The sequence below is a fragment of the Roseococcus suduntuyensis genome (assembly GCF_014196305.1).
Classification (GTDB): Bacteria; Pseudomonadota; Alphaproteobacteria; order Acetobacterales; family Acetobacteraceae; genus Roseococcus; species Roseococcus suduntuyensis.
Window position 1 is genome coordinate 105429 of the sequence record NZ_JACIDJ010000002.1, and the last position, 20230, is coordinate 125658.

Here is a 20230-nt window from a genome sequence, read left to right on the forward strand (position 1 = left end):
GGTGGTGAACGTCCTCGCACCACCCCGGCCGCGGCTTTCCGTCGAGATCGTCTTCGATCTCGTCTGCCCCTGGTGCTATCTGGGCGTGCGCCGCCTGCTGCGCGTCCTGGCCGAGCGGGCGGACCTGCAGGCCGAACTGCTCTGGCGCCCCTTCCTGCTGAACCCCGACATCGCCCCCGGCGGCGTCCCCCGGCAGGACTGGCTGACACGGAAGTTCGGCGGCGAGGAACGCGCCCGCCGCCTGCACGGCACCATCGCCGAGCTGGGCCAGGCCGAGGGCATCGCCTTCCGCTTCGACCTGATGCGCCGCATCCCCTCCAGCCTGGACGGCCACCGGCTGCTGCGCTGGGCCGCGCCCCAGGGGCCGCTGGACGGGTTGGTGGAGCGCATCTTCCAGGCCTATTTCAGCGAGGGGCAGGATATCGGCCAGCATGCGGTCCTGGCTGCCCTCGCCGCCGCCGAGGGCCTCGACCCCGCCGAGGCCCGCCAATTCCTGGCCAGCCCCGCCGAGACCGAATGGGTCCACCTGGAAAACCTGCGCGCCCATCGCCTGGGAATCAACGGGGTGCCCTGCTTCCTGGTGGATGGGCAGCACGCCATCGCCGGCGCCCAGGAGGGCGAGGTGCTGCAACGCCTCATCGAGGTGGCGCTCACCACTTCGTGACCGCTGGCCTGGACGGCGCCCGGGAAAGCCCGACAATGGCGGACAACCACAAAGGGGGCCCGTTCCATGACGCATCTCAACATCGGCAGCGTGATCTTCCCGGACCTCGACCAGGTGGACCTGACCGGGCCGCACGAGATCCTGTCCCGCCTGCCCGATTCGACCTGGCGCCTCTATGGGCCCAGCCTCGACCCCGTCACCGACATGAAGGGCCTGCGAATCCTCCCCGATGCCGTGCTGGAGGACGCGCCGCAGCTCGACGTGCTGCACGTCCCGGGCGGATTCGGCGTGGACGCCGCCATGCGCGATGCCCGGCTGCTGGACTGGCTGAAGCGCCAGGCCGAAGGGGCGCAACTGGTCTTCACCGTCTGCACCGGCTCCCTGCTGCTGGGCGCCACCGGGCTGCTGCGCGGCCGCCGCGCCACCACCCATTGGGCCAGCCACCATCTGCTGCCCCTGCTGGGCGCCACCCCCGTGGACGAACGCGTGGTCGAGGACGGCAAGTTCGTCACCGCGGCCGGCGTCACCTCGGGCTTCGACGGCGCCCTGCACGTGGCCGCGAAGCTGCGCGGCCCCGAGGTCGCGCAGTTCATCCAGCTCTACATGCAGTACGACCCCCACCCGCCCTTCCAGGCCGGCAACCCCCGCACCGCCCCCGCCGCGACGCGCGACCAGGCCACCGCCGCCTTCGCGAACGTCGTCGCCGCGCGCGAGGCGGTGTTGCGGGGACTGCAGCTCACGGGGTGAGGTGGCGCCCCGGGGAGGGCGCTGCCCTCCCCGGACCCCTCCCGCCGAGGGCCCAGGCCCTCGGAACCCTTTTGACTTAATGGGTATTCAAAGGGAGGGGCGTCACGGGCGCGCGCGTCATCCAGGGCACAACATGCCCCTCCCTTTGAATACCCACTGAAGCGAACGGGGTCAGGGGCCCATGGCCCCTGGCGGGGGTCCGGGGGCGGCAGCCCCCGCCGGGCCTCACCTGGCCCGTGCGATGCAGAACCGCACCACCTCGGCCAGCGCGTGGCGGAAGGGGTTGTCGGGGAAGCCGGCCAGGGACTTCAGGGCGGCCTCGCCATAAGCTTCCGCGCGGGCGATGGTCTTGGCGACGGCACCGTGGCGGGCCATCAGGCGCTGGGCCTCGGCGAAGTCGCTGTCGTCCTGCTGGCGTTCCTCGATGGTGCGGCGCCAGAATTCCTGCTCGGTCGCCTCACCGGCGTGGAAGGCGGCCAGCACGGGCAGCGTGATCTTGCCCTCGCGGAAATCATCGCCGACGGTCTTGCCCAGCTTCTCCTGCTCGGCGGCATAATCGAGGGCGTCATCCACCAGTTGGAAGGCGATGCCGAGGTTGCGGCCATAGGAATCCAGCGCCTCGGCTTCCGCCTCGGGCCGATCGGCGACGACGGCGCCAAGGCGTGTGGCGGCGGCGAAGAGGGAGGCCGTCTTGCCCTCGATCACTTCGAGATACTGCGCCTCCGTCGTGCCCAGGTCATTCTGGATGAGAAGCTGCAGCACCTCGCCCTCCGCCAGCGTGGCGGCGGCCGAGGAGAGGATGCGCATCACCTCCAGGTTGCCATCCTCCACCATCAAGCGGAAGGCGCGGGCGAAGAGGAAGTCGCCCACCAGCACCGAGGGCTTGTTGCCGAACAGCGCGTTGGCAGAGGCCTGGCCGCGGCGCAGCGTGCTCTCATCCACCACGTCGTCATGCAGCAGCGTCGCGGTGTGGATGAACTCCACGCAGGCGGCGAGCGCCACATGGCGCGGCCCCTCATACCCGCACATGCGCGAGGCGCCGAGCGTCAGCACCGGCCGCAGCCGCTTCCCGCCCGAGCTGACGAGGTGCGCGGCGAGCTGCGGGATGAGGGCCACCGGGCTGTGCATGCGCTCGACGATGAGACGATTACACTGCGCGAGGTCCTCGGCCACGAGGGCGGTGAGGCGCTTCAGCGCGTCCTCACCATGCCCGGCCGCGCCCTGGTCCTTCGCCTCGATCACACCACCCACGCTGTCATGCCCCCGAAACGCGCCATGTCCCGCGCGATGGCCAATGGTCAGAAAAGACGCGGCCGGCCCAGGGCCGCTCAACCGGACATCACGGCTTGACCGTTCCGCGCCGCGCCGCAGGATAGGCCCCGGCAAAGATGGCGGCAAGGCAAGGCCTGGCAAGGGCCTGGCACCGCTGGAGGGGGCGCGCGTGGAGGTTGTGGCGGAGGATGGTGACCCGGTGCGCATGCAGTTCCTGGCCGCCCTGCTGCGCGATGCCGGCATCGAGCCCGTGATGCTCGACGCGAACCTGGCGGGGCTGGGGTTGGCCATGTTTCCCCGGCGCCTCGCCGTGCGGCGCGAGGATGGGCCGCGCGCCCGGCGCATCCTGGCCGATGCCGGGGTCTGAGCCGCCCGCCGAGGCCTTCACCGAGGATGCGCTGCTGGGCGGCCGGGTGCGGCTGACCCAGCCACGCGAGGGGTTCCGTGCCGCGCTCGACCCCGTGCTGCTGGCCGCCTTCATCCCCGCCCGGCCGGGCGAGAGGGTGCTGGAGGCCGGCTGCGGGTCCGGGGCGGCCTTCCTCTGCCTCGCGGCCCGGGTGCCCGGGGTGGCCGTGCAGGCCGTCGAGCGCGACGCGGAGATGGCGGCGCTGGCGCGGCGCAACGCGGAGGCCAATGGCGCGGCGGCGATGATCCATGCCGCCGACATCCGCACCCCGCCCGCCCTGCCCCGCTGCGACCACGCCTTCGCCAACCCGCCCTATTGGCCGGGCGGCACGCCCTCGCCGCAGCCTCGCCGGCGCGACGCCGCGCATGAGGATGCGGCGCTGGAGGACTGGGTGGCGATGCTGGCGCGGCCGTTGCGGCACCTTGGCACGCTCACGCTGGTGCTGCCTGCCGGGCGCTTCGCCGCAGCCGTGGCGGCGATGCGGGGCGTGGGGTGCGGCGCGGTGCGCCTGCTGCCGCTCTGGCCGCGCACGGGGGTGGCGGCCAAGCGGGTGCTGGTCCAGGCACGACGCGGTGGGCGGGGGGCGGACGAGGTGCTGCCCGGCCTTGTCCTCCACGCCGCGGACGGCTCCTTCACGCCCGCGGCCGAGGCCGTGCTGCGCGGGGGTGCCGCGCTACCGTAGCGCGCTGGCCGCCGGGCAGGCCGTGCGCCCGCCATCCACCTGCAGATGCGCGCCCGTGATGGCCGAGGCCGCGTCCGAACACAGGAAGAGCACGGCCGCCGTGACCTCCGCCGGTGTGGAATAGCGGCCCGTGGGAATGTTGGCCTTGTAGCGTTCGGCCGCGTCGTTCACGCCCCGCATCCCGGCCTGCTCTTCCAGCGAATGGATCATGCGTGTCTCGGTGGGGCCGGGGCAGACGGCGTTCACCCGCACGCCGGCCCGCGCCACCTCGCCCGCGACCGAGCGCGTGATGCCCAGCACCGCATGCTTGGAGCCCACATAGGGCGCGAGCCCCACGGAGCCCGCCAGCGCCGCCGTGGAGGCCGTGTTCACCACCGCGCCCGAACCCTGGCGCAGCATCACGGGCAGGACCGCGCGCAGTCCAAGGAAGACGCCCTTCACGTTCACGGCCATGACGGCGTCGAAGACCTCCTCCTCCTGCTCGACCAGGGGGCGCACATGGCCCTCGATGCCGGCATTGTTGAAGAAGCAATGGATGCCGCCCCAGGCCTCGACGGCGGCGGCGACATAGGCCGCGACCTCGGCGACGCGGGTGACGTCCGCGATGCGCGATTGCGCGTCATGCCCCTCCGCCCGCAGCGTGGCGGCGGCGTCATGAACCAGCGGGTCACGGTCCACCAGCAGCACGCGCGCCCCCTCACGGGCGAAACCCTGGGCGGCGTCGAGGCCAAGGCCATTGGCCGCCCCCGTCACCACCGCCACCTTGTCCTTGAAGCGCATCTCTCCCCTCCTTGTTCTTGTCAGGCCAGCCCGTCACGCAGCGCCGCCGCGGCGCCGCTGATATAGGTGGCGGCGGGGCGGATGATGGCGCCCATGGTCAGCATGCCGTGCAACATGTCGGCCGCGTGCAGGTGCTGCACCCGGACCCCCTCGCGCTCCAGCCGCGCGGCATAGTCGCGCCCCTCGTCGCAGAGCGGGTCATGCGCCACGGTCAGCACATAGGCGGGCGCGGTCCCGGCCAGCGAAGACGCGCGCAGCGGCGAGGCGCGCCAGTCATTCCACGTCGTGGGGTCGGGCGCGTAGTGGTCGCGGAACCACTCCATGATGACGGTGGTCAGCGGCACGCCGCCGGTGAAGCGGGCATAGCTTTCGTGCCGCATCGCCATGTCGGTGGCGGGGTAGAGCAGCAGCTGGAACTTCACCGGCGGCAACGCGCCATCGCGCGCCATCAGCGCCAGCACGGCGGCCATGGAGCCACCCGCGCTGTCGCCGCCGACCGCAAGCCGCGCGGGGTCCATGCCATAGCTCGCGGCATTCGCGGCCATGTGGCGGAAGGCCGCGGCGCAATCCTCAATGGCGGCGGGGAAGCGGTGCTCCGGCGCCAGGCGGTAATCCACCGAGAGCACGGCGCAGCCCGCCTCGTTCGCCAGGCTGCGCGCCAGGTGGTCATGGGTGTCGATGTCCCCGAAGACCCAGCCGCCGCCATGCATGTAGAGCATCCCGGGGAGCACCTGGCCCGGCGCACTGCCGGCCGGGCGGTAGAGGCGGGCACGGTTGCCGCCGGGCAGCGTGAGGTCGCGCGCCTCGGCCACCTCGGGCGGGGGCGGCTGCAGCACGGGGCGGCCGGCGGCGTAGAGTTCACGCGCCTCCTCGGGTGAGATCAGGTTGAAGGCGGGACGGCCCGAGGCCTTCACCATGTCCAGCAGCGTGAGGCAATCGGGGTGGAGGGGGGCGGCCATGGGCTCTCCTGACGAATGCGATGGCAAGCAGGTTGGGCCAAGCGCGGCCACCCGGCAACATGCCCGCAACAAGGAGAAGCTTGCGCGGCGCGGGCCGGATCAGGCCAGATGGCCGGGCATGGACGGCCCTTCCCTGACCCCCTCCCCCCTCGTCATCTGCCTCGGCAACGCCGTGGCGGATCATGTCTTTCGCGTGGACGACGTGCCCCAGCCGCCGGCCAAGGCCCGCGCGCGCGGCTATGCGCTGACAGCGGGCGGCATGGCGGCCAATGCCGCCATCGCGGCGCGGCGCCTGGGCGGGCGCGCGGCCTTCTGGGGTCGGCTCGGCGATGACGCGAACGGGGCCATGCTGCTGGCCGCGTTGGCGGCCGAGGGCGTCGCCACCGATGCGGTGCGCGTCATCCCGGGCGCGGTCAGCCCCGTCTCGGCCGTGCTGGTGGATGCGGTGGGGGAGCGCGCGATCCTGGGCTATCGCGGCGAGCATCTGAGCGTGGACCCGGCCTGGCTGCCGCTGGATGCCCTGGCCCAAGCGGGCGCGTTGCTGTGTGACCCGCGCTGGCACGAAGGGGCGGTGTCGGCGCTGGCCGCGGCGGAGGCGGCAAACCTGCCCAGCGTGCTGGACGCCGAGCGCAGCGAGACGCGCATCCTGCTCGACCTCGTGCCTCGCGCGCGGCATGCCATCTTCTCCGTCCCCGGGCTGATGAACTTTGCCCCCGGCGCCCGCCCCGCCGACGGCCTGCGCCGCGCGCTGGCCGAGGGCGTGACCGAGGTCGCGGCCGTCACGCGCGGCGAGAAGGGCGTGTTGTGGCTGACGCGCGGCCAGCGCACGCCGCGCGAGATGCCGGCCTTCCAGGTCGCCGCCACCAACACCACCGGCGCGGGCGACGTGTTCCACGGGGCCTATGCGCTCGCCATCGCCGAGGGCCGGCCGGTGGAGGCGGCGCTGCGCTTCGCCAACGCCGCCGGCGCCCTGCGCGCGCGGGACGGCACCACCGCCGCGCGCGCCGAGACCGAGGCATTCCTGGCCGAACAGGGCTAGCCGCGCGGGCCCGAAGACGCTTCCGGCACCCCGCCGATCCATGCGAGGATCGCACCGCCCAAGTTGAGGATGCGCCACTCCGTGACACCGCCCGACACGAACAGCCCCGCCCCCGTCGCCCGTGGCGCGGAGGCCATGCGCGACGCCATCCTGCGCAAGCTGACCTTTGACATCGGCAAGAGCCGCGCCGGCGCGCTGGAGCGCGACTGGTTCATGGCCACCGCGCTGGCCGTGCGCGACCATGTGGTGCAGCCCTGGCTGAACGACATGCGCGCCGCCTACGACACCGGCGAGAAGCAGGTCTACTACCTCTCACTCGAATTCCTCATCGGCCGGCTGCTGCGCGAGAACATGTCCAACTTCGGCCTGATGGCCGATGTGCGGGCAGCGCTGGTCTCGCTCGATGTCAGCCCCGCCTTGATCGAGGCCTGCGAACCCGATGCCGCTCTCGGAAATGGCGGGTTGGGGCGGCTCGCGGCGTGCTTCATGGAGAGCCTCGCCTCCCTCTCCATCCCCGCCTTCGGCTATGGCATCCGATACGACCACGGGCTGTTCAAGCAGGCCATCCGCGACGGCTGGCAGGAGGAATTCCCCGAGGATTGGCTGAACTTCTCCAACCCCTGGGAATTCGCGCGCCCCGAGATCGCCCACCCCATCGGCTTCGGCGGCAGCGTCGAGGAGGTGGAGGGCGGCGACGGCAGCATCCGCCATGTCTGGAAGCCCGCAGAGACGGTGCTGGCGGTCGCCTATGACACGCCCATCGTGGGCTGGCGCGGCAAGCATGTGAACACGCTGCGCCTTTGGTCGGCCCGCGCACCCGACGTGCTGCGCCTTGAGGCCTTCAACCGCGGCGATCATATCGGCGCCGTCTCCGAACGCGCGCGCGCCGAGGCCATCAGCCGCATCCTCTACCCGGCCGATGACAGCCCCTCGGGGCAGGAATTGCGGCTGCGGCAGGAATTCTTCTTCTCCTCGGCCGCGCTGCAGGATCTGATCCGGCGGCACCAGCGCGTCTATGGCAGCCTCAACACCCTGCCCGACCGCGTGGCCATCCAGCTCAACGACACCCATCCCGCCATCGTGGTGGCGGAGCTGATGCGCATCCTGCTCGACGACAACGGGATGGAATGGGCCGACGCCTGGCGCGTCACCCAGGGCTGCATCAGCTACACCAACCACACCCTGCTGCCCGAGGCGCTGGAGAGCTGGCCCGTCGCGCTCATGGAACAGCTGCTGCCCCGCCACATGCAGATCATCTACATGATCAACGCGGTGCATCTGGGCGAAGTTTCGGAGGCCTATCCGGGCGACAACCGGCTGCTGGCCTCGCTCTCGCTCATCGAGGAGCAGTCCGGGCGGCGCGTTCGCATGGGGCACCTGGCCTTCGTGGGCAGCCACAAGGTGAACGGCGTCTCGGCCCTGCATTCGGAGCTGCTGAAGCAGACGGTCTTCCGTGACTTCCACATGCTCAGCCCGCAGAAGCTGACCAACAAGACCAATGGCGTGACCTTCCGGCGCTGGCTGCAGCAGTGCAACCCCTGCCTGACCGAGCTGCTGGTCGAGAGCATCGGGCCTGATTTCCTGGACGACCCCGAGGCGCTGCGGGGCCTCGAGAAACTCGCGGGCGATGCCGCCTTCCAGCAGCGCTTCGCCGAGGTGAAACGGGTCAACAAGCAGGCGCTGGCCCAGGTGATCCGGGAGCGCACGGGCATCCGCGTTGACCCCACCGCGATGTTCGACATCCACATCAAGCGCATCCATGAGTACAAGCGGCAATTGCTGAACGTGCTGGAGACGATCGCGCTCTATGACGCGATCCGCGCCGAGCCGCACCGCGAGTGGCAGCCGCGCGTGAAGATCTTCGCGGGCAAGGCGGCGGCGAGCTACCACCGCGCCAAGCTCATCATCAAGCTGGCGCATGACGTGGCGCGCATTGTCAACCGCGACCCGATGATGCGCGACCGGCTGAAGGTGGTGTTCCTGCCCAACTACAACGTCTCGCTGGCCGAGGTGATCATCCCCGCCGCCGACCTGTCGGAGCAGATCAGCACCGCGGGCATGGAGGCATCGGGCACCGGCAACATGAAGCTCGGCCTCAATGGCGCACTCACCATCGGCACGCTGGACGGCGCCAATGTCGAGATGCTGGAGCATGTGGGCGCGGAGAACATGTTCATCTTCGGCCTGACCACGCCGGAGGTGGAGAACCGCCGCAAGGAAGGCTGGCACGGGCAGATGGCCATCGAGGCCTCCTTCCGCCTGTCGCAGGTGATGGACCAGCTCAGTTCCGGCGTGCTCTCACCCGATGACCGCGGCCGCTATGTCGAGATGGTGCGGAACCTGCGCGACCATGACCACTTCCTCGTCACCGCCGATTTTGACAGCTACTTCACCAAGCAGCGCGAGGTGGACATGCTCTGGGCGCAGCAGGCCGAATGGCAGCGCGCGGCCATCCTGAACACGGCGCGGCTGGGCTGGTTCTCCTCCGACCGCACCATCCGCGAATATGCGGAGGAGATCTGGCGCGTGCCGGTGGAACATTGAGCGGCGCGGCGATGGAAGACTGGCGCGCCAGCGAGGCGGAGCTGACCTCCTTCCTGGCCGCCGCCCATGGCGACCCCTTCGCCCTGCTGGGCCCGCACGCGACCGAGGGCGGGGTGGTGTGGCGCGCCTTCTTCCCCGGCGCCTCGCGCGTGGAGGCGCTGCTGCCGCAGGGGTCGCGGCCGCTCGCACCCCGCGGCGAGCAGGGTTTCTTCGAGGGTTTCCTGCCCGGAGTGCGGCGCGAGGCCTGCACGCGGCTGCGCGTCCATGAGCCGGCCGGCGCGCGGGATGTCCATGACGCCTATGCGCTGGGCCCCGCACTCGGTCCACTTGACGACCATCTTCTTCTCGAAGGCACGCATCATCGGCTGCATGAGCGGCTGGGCGCGCATCCCGGCACGCATGGGGGCGTGGTGGGCACGCGCTTCGCGGTCTGGGCGCCGCATGCCAAGCGTGTCTCGGTGGTGGGCGACTTCAACTTCTGGGACGGGCGGCGCCACACCATGCGCCGGCGCGTGGACAGCGGCATCTGGGAGCTGTTCCTGCCCGGCATCGGCCCCGGCACGGTCTACAAATATGAGCTGCTCGGCCCCGCCGGGACCCTGCTACCGCTGAAGGCCGACCCCTTCGGCTTCGCTGCGGAAATGCGCCCCGCCAATGCCTCGGTCGTGGCGGATCTGGACGGCTTCGAATGGACGGATGCCGCCTGGATGTCCGCGCGCGCCAAATCCGCGCCGCGCACGCAACCCATGTCGGTCTACGAGGTTCACGCCCCGTCGTGGAAACGCCACCCCGATGGGAGGTTCTGGAACTGGGATGAATTGGCGGCCGACCTCATCCCCTATGTCCGTTCGCTCGGCTTCACTCACATCCAGCTCATGCCGGTGATGGAGCATCCGCTCGATGCCTCCTGGGGCTATCAGCCCGTGGGCATGCATGCGGTGACGGCGCGGCTGGGCGGGCCACGCGGCCTGATGCGCTTCATCAATGCGGCGCATGAGGCCGGGCTCGGCGTCCTGCTCGACTGGGTGCCGGCGCATTTCCCGCAGGACGCCCATGGCCTGGCGCGCTTCGACGGGACGCCCCTGTTCGAGCATCCGGACCCGCAGCGCGGCTTCCACCCGGACTGGGGCACGGCCATCTACGACTATGGGCGCACCGAGGTGCGCGCCTTCCTCGCCTCCAACGCCATGTTCTGGATCGAGCGCTTCCACGCCGACGGGCTGCGGGTGGACGCCGTCTCCTCCATGATCCACCTCGACTATTCGCGCGGGCCCGGTGAATGGTCGCCCAATCCCGATGGCGGCAATGACAACCGCGACGCCATTGCCTGCCTGCGTCACATCAACGCGCTGGTGAAGCGGGCCGGCCAAGGTGCGGTGATGATCGCGGAAGAGGCCACCGACTGGTCCGGCGTTACGGCGCCGGCCGAGGAAGGCGGGCTCGGCTTCGACTTCAAGTGGAATATGGGCTGGATGAACGACACGCTGCGCTATGTGGCGAAGGAGCCCATCCATCGCGGCTGGCACCACCAGCTGATGAACTTCTCCCTCATGTACGCCTTCAACGAGAACTTCATCCTGCCGCTGAGCCATGACGAGGTGGTGCATGGCAAGGGCTCCCTGCTGGGGCGCATGCCCAAGGGCGGCGATGGCGCCGATGACTGGCAACGCTTCGCCAATCTGCGCGCCTATCTCGGCTACATGTGGGGCCACCCGGGCAAGAAGCTGCTCTTCATGGGCAACGAGATCGCGCAATGGCGCGAATGGTCGGAGGCGCGGGAACTCGACTGGTGGCTGCTGCAGCACGCGCGCCACACCGGCGTGCAGACCCTGGTGCGCGACCTCAACGCCCTGCACCAGGCGCTGCCCGCGCTGCACGCGGCCGATGCGCAGCCCGAGGGCTTCCACTGGATCGACGCCGATGACAGCGCCGATTGCACCTTCACCTGGCTGCGCCATGATGGTGATGGTGGCGCGCCCGTGGCCGTGCTGTGCAACTTCACCGCCGCCCCGCGCGAGGCGCATCTGATCGGCCTGCCGGCGGCCGGACGCTGGCGCGAATTGCTGAACACGGACGCGACCGTCTATGGCGGCTCGGGCCTCGGCAATCTCGGCGTGGTGCGCGCCCGGGACATGCCCGCCTTCGGCCAGCCCGCCTCAGCCTGGGTCATGCTGCCGCCACTCGCTGTTGTCTATCTGGCGCCCGAAGAATGGCCGCCACCGGAGGAAAACGATGCCTGACCGCCAATTGGCGCCCGCGCCCCTGGCCCGAACCGCCATGGCCTTCGTGCTGGCCGGGGGCCGCGGCTCCCGCCTGATGGAACTGACGGACCGCCGCGCCAAGCCCGCCGTTTATTTCGGCGGCAAGTCGCGCATCATCGACTTCGCGCTGTCCAACGCACTGAACTCCGGCATCCGCCGCGTGGCGGTGGCGACGCAATACAAGGCCCACAGCCTGATCCGGCATTTGCAGCGCGGCTGGAACTTCTTCCGCGGCGAGCGCAACGAGAGCTTCGACATCCTACCCGCCAGCCAGCGCGTCAGCGAGAACAGCTGGTATCTCGGCACGGCCGATGCGGTCTACCAGAACATCGACATCATCGAGGACGCCGCGCCGCGACACATCGTGATCCTGGCGGGCGACCACGTCTACAAGATGGACTACGAGCGCATGCTCCAGCAGCATGTGGACAGCGGCGCCGACGTCACCGTCTCCTGCCTGGCCTTCCCGCGCGAGCAATCCTCGGGCTTCGGCATCATGGCCGTGGACCGCAGCTCCCGCATCACGAACTTCCTGGAGAAGCCCAAGGACCCGCCCGGCATTCCGGACCGGCCGGACCTGGCACTCGCCTCCATGGGCATCTACGTCTTCGAGACGCGCTACCTGCTGCAACTGCTGAAGCGCGACGCGGAGAACCCGGATTCCAGCCATGATTTCGGCAAGGACATCATCCCCTGGATCGTGGAGAACGGCCACGCGGTGGCGCACCGCTTCGAGCGGTCCTGCGTGATGTCCGTGCGGGAATCCTCGCCCTACTGGCGCGACGTGGGCACGGTGGACGCCTATTGGGAGGCGAACATCGACCTGACGGACATCGTCCCCCCGCTCGATCTCTATGACCAGGACTGGCCGATCTGGACGCATGCCGAGGTCGTGCCCCCCGCCAAGTTCGTCCATGACGAGGAAGGGCGGCGGGGCGAGGCCATCTCCTCCCTGGTGTCGGGCGGCTGCATCATGTCGGGCGGCACGGCGCGGCGGTCTTTGCTGTTCACCAATGTCCATGTCCATTCCTATGCGCGGCTGCATGAGGCGGTGGTGTTGCCGGGGGTGGACGTGGGGCGTGGGGCGCGCCTCTCCCGCGTGGTGGTGGACCGTTCCTGCCGCATCCCCGAGGGCCTGGTGGTGGGCGAGGACCCGGAGCTGGACGCCCGGCGCTTCCGCCGCTCGGAAAATGGGGTGGTGCTGATCACCCAGTCCATGCTGGACCGGTTGAAGTGAACTGGCCGCCAAGGCCTTCGGCGATGCACCAGGAGGCGATGCCCGCCGCCGCCCGCCCCGCGCTGCGCGTGCTGGCCGTGGCGTCCGAAGCCTTTCCCTGGATCAAGACCGGGGGCCTCGCCGATGTGGTGGGCGCCCTGCCCGCCGCCCTGGCGCCCGAGGGCGTCGAGGTCACGACGCTGCTGCCCGGCTATCCGGCGGTGATGGCGGCCCTCGACACCGTGCAGCGGGTGGAGCCGCTGCCCGACCTGCTGGGCAGCCCCGCGCGGCTGGTCCATGCGACGCCGGGCGGACAGCATGTGGTGGCACTGGACGCGCCGCATTTCTTCGCCCGCGCGGGCTCGCCCTATCTCGCCCCCTGGGGGCAGGACTGGCCGGACAACCCGATGCGCTTCGCGGCGCTGAGCCGCGCCGCGGCGACCCTGGCGCAGACGGGCGGCTTCGACGCGCTCCACGCACATGACTGGCAGGCGGGGCTGGCGCCCGCATATCTGCGCTTTGACGCGCCGCGCCTGCCCAGCCTCTTCACGCTGCACAACCTGGCCTTCCAGGGGCAGTTCCCGGCCGAACTGTTTCCCGCGCTGGGCCTGCCCTGGGACGCCTTCGGCCCCGCCGGCGTCGAGTATTACGGGCAGGTGGGCTACCTCAAGGCGGGGCTGTGGTTCGCCGACCGCATCACCACCGTTTCGCCCAGCTATGCCGCCGAAATCCGCACGCCCGAATGGGGCATGGGCCTGGATGGTCTGCTGCGCGGCCGGGCGCGGGCGCTGGAGGGCATCCTGAACGGGCTCGACACCGACGAATGGAACCCCGCGACGGACCCGCTGCTGCCCGCGCATTACGATGCGGCGGACCCCTCGGCGCGCGCCGCCAACAAGGTGCATCTCCAGGCGCGGATGGGCCTCGCCCCCGACCCCGACGCTCCGCTCTTCGCCTTCATCGGCCGCCTCACCTGGCAGAAGGGCATCGACCTGGTGCTGGAGGCCCTGCCCGCCGTGCTCGACAATGGCGCGCAGATCGCGCTGCTGGGCACCGGCGACGGGGTGTTGGAAGACCGGGTGCATGGCGCCACGGCCGCCAATCCCGGCCGGGTGGGCAGCTTCATCGGCTTCGACGAGGGCTTCGCGCGGCTCTGCTATGGCGGCGCCGATGCCGTGATCCTGCCCTCCCGCTTCGAACCCTGCGGCCTGGGGCAGCTCTGCGCGCTGCGCTACGGCGCGCTGCCCCTGGTGGCGCGCGTGGGGGGCCTGGCCGACACGGTGGTGGACGCGAACGAAATGGCGCTGGCGGCCGGCGCGGGCACGGGGTTCAACTTCGCCCCCGTCACCCACCCCATGCTCCAGGCCAGCATCGAGCGCGCCATCCGCCTCTACCGCCAGCCCGAGACCTGGGCGCGGCTGCGCGCCAACGCCATGGCAACCGATGTCTCCTGGGCACGTTCCGCCCGGAGATATGCCACATTGTTCCACGAGATGCGCGCCGGTGGCTGAGGCCCTCGGCGCGGCCCCCGGCCCCGCGGGGCTTTCCGTCGCCATTCCTGCCCCCGGTGCCACCGCCCTCTGGCTGTGCCTCTTCGAGGGCGAGGAGGAGGTGGCGCGCCATCGGCTCATCCCCGGCGCGGACGAGGTGTTCCGTGGCCTCATTCCCCATGTGGGCGAAGGCGCGCGCTACGGGCTGCGGGCGGAGGGGCCGGCCAGCCTCGGACGCTTCAACCCGGCCAAGCTGCTGCTCGACCCTTGGGCCCGGGCGCTAGACCGGCCGCAGCCCTTCCATGCCAGCCAGTTCGACACAGGCCACGTCCCCAGCGCGGAGGACAGCGCGCCGCACATGGCCAAGGCGGTCGTCACCGCCCCCCTGCCCCCACTGGATTGGGCGCCGCTGCCCCCCCGCCCCCAGGTGATCTACGAGGCGCATGTCCGCGGCCTGACCATGCGCCACCCGGAGGTGCCGGCCGAAATCCGCGGCACCTTCGCGGCGCTGGCCCACCCCGCCGTGATCGCGCATCTGCAGGGTCTCGGCGTCACGCATCTGGAACTCCTGCCCTGCGCGGCCTGGGCGGATGAGCGGCATCTGCCCGCGCTCGGCCTCACCAATTACTGGGGCTACAACCCCGTGGCCTTCCTGGCCCCCGACCCGCGCCTGGCACCCGGCGGGATGGCCGAGGTGCGCGCCGCCGTCTCGGCCCTGCGCGCGGCGGGCATCGGCGTGCTCCTGGACGTGGTGTTCAACCACACGGCCGAAAGCGACGCGCAGGGCGCCACCCTCAGCCTGCGCGGCCTGGGCGAGGCACATTGGTACCGCGCCGGCGCCAACCAGTCGGGCTGCGGCAATGTGCTGGCGCTGGACCGGCCTTGGCCGCTGCGCCTGGTCATGGACGCGCTGCGCCATTGGGCCGAGGGCGCGGGCGTGGACGGGTTCCGCCTGGACCTCGCCACCACGCTCGGCCGGCGCGAGGGTCACGGCTTCGATCCCCACGCCCCCCTGCTGGCCGCCATGCGCCAGGACCCCGTGCTGCGCACCCGCCGCATCATCGCCGAGCCCTGGGACATGTCGGACCACAGCCTGGGCGCCTTTCCCCCCGGATGGGGCGAATGGAATGACAGCTTCCGCGACGATGTCCGCCGCTTCTGGCGGGGCGATGCGGGCATGACGGGTCGGCTCGCCACGCGGCTGGCGGGTTCCTCCGACCTGCTGCCCGGCCGGCCGGGCGACAGCGTGAACTTCGTCACCGCCCATGACGGCTTCACCCTGGCCGACCTGGTCAGCCATGCCGGGCGGCACAACCTCGCCAATGGCGAGTTCAACCGCGACGGCACGGCGGACAACCTCTCCTGGAACCATGGCGTGGAAGGCCCGACCGACGACGCCGCCATTCGCGCGCGCCGCGCCAATGACGCGCGCGCCCTGCTGGCCACGCTGCTGCTGGCGCGCGGCGTGCCCATGCTCGCCATGGGCGATGAGCTGGGCCGCGGCCAGGGGGGCAACAACAACGCCTATTGCCAGGACAATGACATCTCCTGGCTGGACTGGGCGAAGGGCGACACCGCGCTGCGCGACTTCACCGCGCGCCTCATCGCCGCCCGCCACGCCCATCCCGCCCTGCACGCCACGGCGCCCTTGACCGGCGAGGCCCAGGAAGGCTTCCGGGACGTGGCCTGGCTGACGCTCGCGGGCGAGCCCCTGGAGGGTGCCGCCTGGGACCGTGCCCGCAGCCTGATGGTGGCCCTGCACCATGAGGGTGACCGCGTGGTGGTGCTCCTGCACCGCGACGAGGCCGCGGCCGTGGCCCATCTGCCCCTGCCCCGCTGGGGCCATCGCTGGCGCCTGCTGGCCGACAGCGCGGAACCCGCGCGCGCCGGGGACGCCGCTTCGCCGCTCTCCATCGCGCCGCGCTCCGTCGTGCTGCTGGTGGAGGAGAGCCGGCCCGCCCGCCAGGCGGAGGCGCCGGAACCCGCCCTGCTGGGCCGCCTCGCAGAGGCCGCGGGCCTTGCCCCCATCTGGCATGATGTGGAGGGGCGCCGGCATCTGGTGCCCGAGGGCACGCTGCGCGCGCTACTCGGGGCGCTCGGCCTGCCCGCCGAGACCGCCGCCCAGGCGCACGACAGCCTGGCCCGCCGCATGGCCGCCCCTCTGCTCCCGCCCCATGTCGCCGGCGTCACCGGCCAGCCCACCCGGCTGAAGGTGGGCACGGCGCGCCGCCTGACGCTGGCGCTGCACCTGGAAGGCGGGGAGCGGCGCGAACTGGCCCTGCTGCCTCAGGATGGCGTTGTCACCCTGCCACCCCTGCCCAGCGGCCGCCACCGGCTGGAGCACGGCACGGCGCTCTGCCACCTGACCATCGCCCCCGCCCAGGCCGTGTCGCCCCCACCCGGCCGGCATTTCGGCGCGACCGCGCAGATCTATGCGCTGCGCCACGCACGGGACCAGGGGCTGGGCGACTTCACCGCCGTGGCCGAGCTGGCGCGCGCGCTGGGGGTGGAGGGCGCGCTGTGGCTCGGCCTCTCGCCGCCGCATGCGCTGCACCTGATGGACCGCGCCCGAGCCAGCCCCTACCAGCCGAGCGACCGGCGCTTCCTCGAACCCTTCCTCATCGACGTGGCGCGCCTGCCCTCGGCTCAGGGCCGCGCCTGGCCCGCCGCCAGCCACCAGGTGGATTACGACGCCGCCTGGGCCGCCAAGCGCGCCGTCCTGGCCGCGGAATGGGCGCGGGGGGGCGCCACCGACCCGCAATTCCAGGAATTCCGTCGCGCCGGCGGCGGCGCCCTGGAGGATTTCGCCACCTATGGCGCGCTGGCCGAGCATCACGGCCATGGCGACCCGGCGCGCTGGGGCGCGGGCCTCGCCCATGCCCATGACCGCGGCGTGGCCGATTTCGCCGCGCGCCATGCCGATGCCATCGGATTCCACGCCTTCCTGCAATTCCTTGCCGACCGCCAATTGGCCGAGGCCGCGCGCGGCGGGGCCGGGCTCTACCGCGACCTTGCCGTGGGCTCCGCCCCCGATGGGGCCGAGGCCTGGTGCCGCGCCCTGCCCACACTGCGCGGCTTCTCCATGGGCGCGCCGCCCGACCCGCTGGGGCCGCATGGCCAGGTCTGGGGCGTGCCGCCCCCCGACCCGGTGGCCTCGATGGAGGAGGGCCATGCAGGCTTCGCCGACCTCATCCACGCCAATATGCGCCACGCCGCGGCGCTGCGGATCGACCATGTGCTGGGGCTGAAGCGGCTGTTCCTGGTGCCTGATGGCGCCCCGGCCTCCGAAGGATGCTACCTGGCGCAGGACCTGCCGGGGTTGCTCGGCGAAATCCGGCTGGAAAGCCACCGTGCGGGCTGCGCCGTGGTCGGCGAGGATCTCGGCACCGTGCCAGAGGGCCTGCGCGAGGCGCTGGGCGAGGCCGGGCTGCTGTCCTACCGCGTGCTGTGGTTCGAGCGGGAGGGGCAGCGCTTCACCCCCCCCGCACGCTGGCCCGAGGCCGCGGTGGCCTGCGTCGCCACCCATGACGTGCCGACGCTGGCCGGCTGGTGGGAGGGCGAGGACATCCGGGAACGGGAGGCGCTGGGTCTCTTCGACGCCGCCGCCGCCCGCGCGGCCCGCGCCGAGCGCGCCGCCGAGCGCACGCAACTGCTGGACGCCCTGGCCGCCTCCGGCCACCCCCTGCCCGCAGGCGCGGCCGACGGCCCCTTCACGCCCGATATCGCGGCCGCCATCCATGGGCACGTCGCGGCCACGCCCAGCGCTGTCCTGCTTGTGCAGGCGGAAGATCTGGCGGGGGAACGCGTGGCGGTGAACCTGCCAGGGACCGACCGGCAGCGGCCCAACTGGCGGCTGCGTCTCTCCGAAGACGCCGCCGGCCTTACCGCGACGCCGGTCGGCCGCGCCATCCTGGATGCGGTGCGGCGGGAGCGGGGCGCCTCACCAGCGGCGTGAGGGCCCGCAATCCAGGTGGACGAAGCCGTCGCGGCGATAGAGGCCCACGCCGCCCACCTGCATGTCGGCCGCGGCACGCGCCACGGCGAGCGAGTTGCGGTCCGGCAGGCGGCAATCCGCCGCCATGCCCGACATGTGCAGCGAGGCGGTGGAGACCCGCCGCGACTGCCGAGCGCGGGCCGCGTTGGTCTCGGGCGCGCGGTAGCCGCTGACCACCTCCCAGGTGCCGTCGGAATTCAACCGGCCCTGGACACCCACCAGCACGTCGAAGAGGCGCGGGTCCATGGGCGTCGCTTCCTGCGCGCCCGGGTCACGCATCACCCAGTCGAGCTGTTGCAGCGCGTTGCGGTCGTAATGCCCATCACGCCAGTAGATGCCGGAGAAGCTCTCGCCGGTCTGCATGCGGCGCAGGCTGATGCGGCGCGTGCCGCCCGCGATCGCCTGGGCCAGGGCCGGGCTGGCCAGCGGCGCGGTGGCCAGCGCCATCGCGCCGCCCAGCATGGCCCGGCGACCCAGCACGGGTTCGCAGGAAACCCCCTCCAGCCCCTCGCAGGCCGGGCAGGAATGCGCGAAGAGCCGCATGCTCAGCCCCGCGACGCCAGGGGCACGCCCTCGCGCACGGGGGCGGCCATGGCGCGGGCATAGGCGGCATCCAGCCCATAGATGTCCTGCCGAATGCGGACCTCGTTTCCCCGCACCATCACCGTGTCGTAGTGCAGCCGGATGGGCAGGGTGCGGCGCAGCGCGATCACGATGGTCTGGCGGCTGTCCAGCACGCGGTCGGCCCGCGCCTGGTCCCAGCCCCCATTGCCGGAGAGCAGCAGCAGCAACAGCTCCATCGGGCGTTCGAGTCGGATGCAGCCCGAGGAGAAGGCGCGGTCCGCCATGCGGAAGAGATGACGGTCCGGCGTGTCGTGCAGGAAGATGTCGTCCCGGTTCGGCATGATGAACTTCAACCGGCCCAGCGCGTTCGCATCCCCCGCATCCTGGCGGATGAAGTAGGGGAAGCGGTCGGGGCGGATGGCGTGCCAGTCCACCGACATGGGATCGATCTCGACCGTCTCGCCCGCCACGCGCTGGAAGATGCGGAAGCCTCGCTGCGCCACCGCCTGGGGGTCGCGCCGCAGCCGCGGCAGCAGGTCCTGCGAGGCGTTGCGCTGGGGCACGCCCCAGGGCGGGTTGAACTGCACGGAGGTGAGGCGCGTCGTGATCATGGGCGTGGCGCGGTCGGCCCGGCCCACGATCACGATCATGTCCATCAGCGTCCGCCCCTCCTCGATCACGGCAAGACGGAAATCGGGGATGTTCACGTCCACATGCCGCTCGCGCGGGGCGGGGGCTTCGGCGCGGCGCATGTCGAGTGCCACGCGAAGCTGGTCCACAAGCTCCTGCGGGGTGCGGTTCAGCGCGGCCATGGTCCCGCCGCCCACCCGGCCATCGGCCTCCAGCCCCGCCTGGGCCTGGAAGCGGCGCACGGCGTCGGCGAGCTTCGCATCGAAGAGATCGCCATCGCCCGGATCGGCGGCGAAAACGGGGTCGGTCGCGGCGAGGCGGGCGCGCAGGGCGGGCACCCGGACCGAGTCCGACCGGCCCGTCTCCAGCACGCGGCCATTGCCGCGCGGCACGCTGCCCCAGCCCGTCTCGGCCCGCAGCCGCGCCGCGGCCAGCGCGGATTTGAGCGGCAGGGTGCCCGGCGCCCGGTGGGCCGCGGCGTCAATGACGGCGGCGGGTTCCTCGGCGGCGGCGATCCGTTCGAACCAGGTGGCGAGCGCGGCCGGGTCGGCGCTGCGGCGCAGATCCACACGGCCCGGCAATTGCGTGACCCGCCCCTGCACCAGGTCGGTCAGCGCGCCGGCGGCGGCATTGGCGACGGCGTAGGGGTCCTGCGCGCGGACGGCGTCGAGCCCATACCAGCCGGGGTTCAGCCCGTCCTCGTCGAGGCGGAGCAGCCTCTCGCCCAGCCGGCGCAGCGCCTCGGGCGAGGCGGCGAGCGTGCGTGTGCCCTCGGGCGGCGCAATGGGGGCCATGACGGGCCGATTGGTGGCGGCGGCGGGACCGGCGATCAGCGCGGCCAGGCCACCCAGCAAGAGGCGACGTTCCATGCGGGTGGTCTTACACCCCCCCCGCCGCCCCCGCCAAGCGCGGACTGCCCGTCGCACGCGGCAAGCGCCCGCGCACCCAAGGAAATTCGCCGGTTGACCGGGGGGCGGCGCCG

General features: G+C 71.8%; 15 protein-coding genes. 10 read left to right on the forward strand and 5 right to left on the reverse strand.

The window, feature by feature from the left end; genetic code table 11:
* The first annotated feature begins 4 nt into the window (after positions 1 to 4).
* Positions 5 to 664 carry a DsbA family oxidoreductase gene (locus tag GGQ83_RS06980; protein WP_184383072.1) on the forward strand — a complete coding sequence of 220 codons (660 nt, stop codon included), beginning with the start codon at positions 5 to 7 and terminating at the stop codon, positions 662 to 664.
* 66 nt (positions 665 to 730) lie between these two features.
* Positions 731 to 1411 carry a DJ-1/PfpI family protein gene (locus tag GGQ83_RS06985; protein WP_184383073.1) on the forward strand — a complete coding sequence of 227 codons (681 nt, stop codon included), beginning with the start codon at positions 731 to 733 and terminating at the stop codon, positions 1409 to 1411.
* A gap of 225 nt (positions 1412 to 1636) precedes the next feature.
* On the opposite strand, the gene GGQ83_RS06990 is transcribed toward GGQ83_RS06985, so the two are convergent.
* Positions 1637 to 2653: a polyprenyl synthetase family protein gene (locus GGQ83_RS06990; RefSeq protein WP_311727794.1), complete on the reverse strand. Its 1017-nt coding sequence runs from the start codon at positions 2651 to 2653 to the stop codon at positions 1637 to 1639.
* A gap of 199 nt (positions 2654 to 2852) precedes the next feature.
* On the opposite strand from GGQ83_RS06990, the gene GGQ83_RS06995 reads away from it, so the two are divergent.
* Together GGQ83_RS06995 and GGQ83_RS07000 are read left to right on the forward strand one after the other, a co-directional pair.
* On the forward strand, positions 2853 to 3050 hold the full coding sequence (locus tag GGQ83_RS06995) for a putative signal transducing protein (protein WP_184383681.1): 198 nt from the start codon (positions 2853 to 2855) through the stop codon (positions 3048 to 3050).
* Positions 3037 to 3771 carry a tRNA1(Val) (adenine(37)-N6)-methyltransferase gene (locus GGQ83_RS07000; protein ID WP_184383075.1) on the forward strand — a complete coding sequence of 245 codons (735 nt, stop codon included), beginning with the start codon at positions 3037 to 3039 and terminating at the stop codon, positions 3769 to 3771. Before GGQ83_RS06995 ends, GGQ83_RS07000 begins: the two co-directional genes overlap by 14 nt.
* Here the strand turns inward: GGQ83_RS07000 and GGQ83_RS07005 are convergent.
* Both GGQ83_RS07005 and GGQ83_RS07010 read right to left on the reverse strand, forming a co-directional pair.
* Entirely contained in the window at positions 3763 to 4551 is a 789-nt protein-coding gene (locus GGQ83_RS07005; RefSeq protein ID WP_184383076.1) for an SDR family NAD(P)-dependent oxidoreductase, read from the reverse strand. The genes GGQ83_RS07000 and GGQ83_RS07005 overlap by 9 nt on opposite strands.
* 20 nt (positions 4552 to 4571) lie before the next feature.
* A complete protein-coding gene (locus GGQ83_RS07010; protein WP_184383077.1) occupies positions 4572 to 5510 on the reverse strand; it encodes an alpha/beta hydrolase in 939 nt (312 codons plus the stop codon).
* 118 nt (positions 5511 to 5628) lie between these two features.
* Between GGQ83_RS07010 and GGQ83_RS07015 the strand changes: the two genes are divergently transcribed.
* The 6 genes from GGQ83_RS07015 to glgX all read left to right on the forward strand — a co-directional run bounded on the left by GGQ83_RS07015 (position 5629) and on the right by glgX (position 18015).
* Positions 5629 to 6549, forward strand: a complete 921-nt coding sequence (locus GGQ83_RS07015) for a PfkB family carbohydrate kinase (RefSeq protein ID WP_184383078.1) — start codon at positions 5629 to 5631, stop codon at positions 6547 to 6549.
* 81 nt (positions 6550 to 6630) lie between these two features.
* Positions 6631 to 9093 (forward strand): glycogen/starch/alpha-glucan phosphorylase, encoded by a 2463-nt coding sequence (locus tag GGQ83_RS07020; protein WP_311727491.1) that lies wholly within the window; start codon positions 6631 to 6633, stop codon positions 9091 to 9093.
* 11 nt (positions 9094 to 9104) lie between these two features.
* Positions 9105 to 11333 (forward strand): 1,4-alpha-glucan branching protein GlgB, encoded by a 2229-nt coding sequence (gene glgB, locus GGQ83_RS07025; RefSeq protein WP_184383080.1) that lies wholly within the window; start codon positions 9105 to 9107, stop codon positions 11331 to 11333.
* Positions 11326 to 12591 carry a glucose-1-phosphate adenylyltransferase gene (gene glgC / locus GGQ83_RS07030; protein WP_184383081.1) on the forward strand — a complete coding sequence of 422 codons (1266 nt, stop codon included), beginning with the start codon at positions 11326 to 11328 and terminating at the stop codon, positions 12589 to 12591. The genes glgB and glgC overlap by 8 nt, the downstream gene beginning before the upstream one ends.
* 62 nt (positions 12592 to 12653) lie before the next feature.
* Entirely contained in the window at positions 12654 to 14081 is a 1428-nt protein-coding gene (gene glgA, locus GGQ83_RS07035) for a glycogen synthase GlgA (RefSeq protein WP_184383628.1), read from the forward strand.
* Entirely contained in the window at positions 14074 to 18015 is a 3942-nt protein-coding gene (glgX, locus tag GGQ83_RS07040; protein WP_184383082.1) for a glycogen debranching protein GlgX, read from the forward strand. Before glgA ends, glgX begins: the two co-directional genes overlap by 8 nt.
* Here glgX and GGQ83_RS07045 read toward each other — a convergent pair.
* On the reverse strand, positions 18001 to 18597 hold the full coding sequence (locus tag GGQ83_RS07045) for a DUF882 domain-containing protein (RefSeq protein WP_184383083.1): 597 nt from the start codon (positions 18595 to 18597) through the stop codon (positions 18001 to 18003). The genes glgX and GGQ83_RS07045 overlap by 15 nt on opposite strands.
* Before the next feature lie 2 nt (positions 18598 to 18599).
* Positions 18600 to 20117, reverse strand: a complete 1518-nt coding sequence (locus GGQ83_RS07050; RefSeq protein ID WP_184383084.1) for a L,D-transpeptidase family protein — start codon at positions 20115 to 20117, stop codon at positions 18600 to 18602.
* Positions 20118 to 20230: the final 113 nt, after the last annotated feature.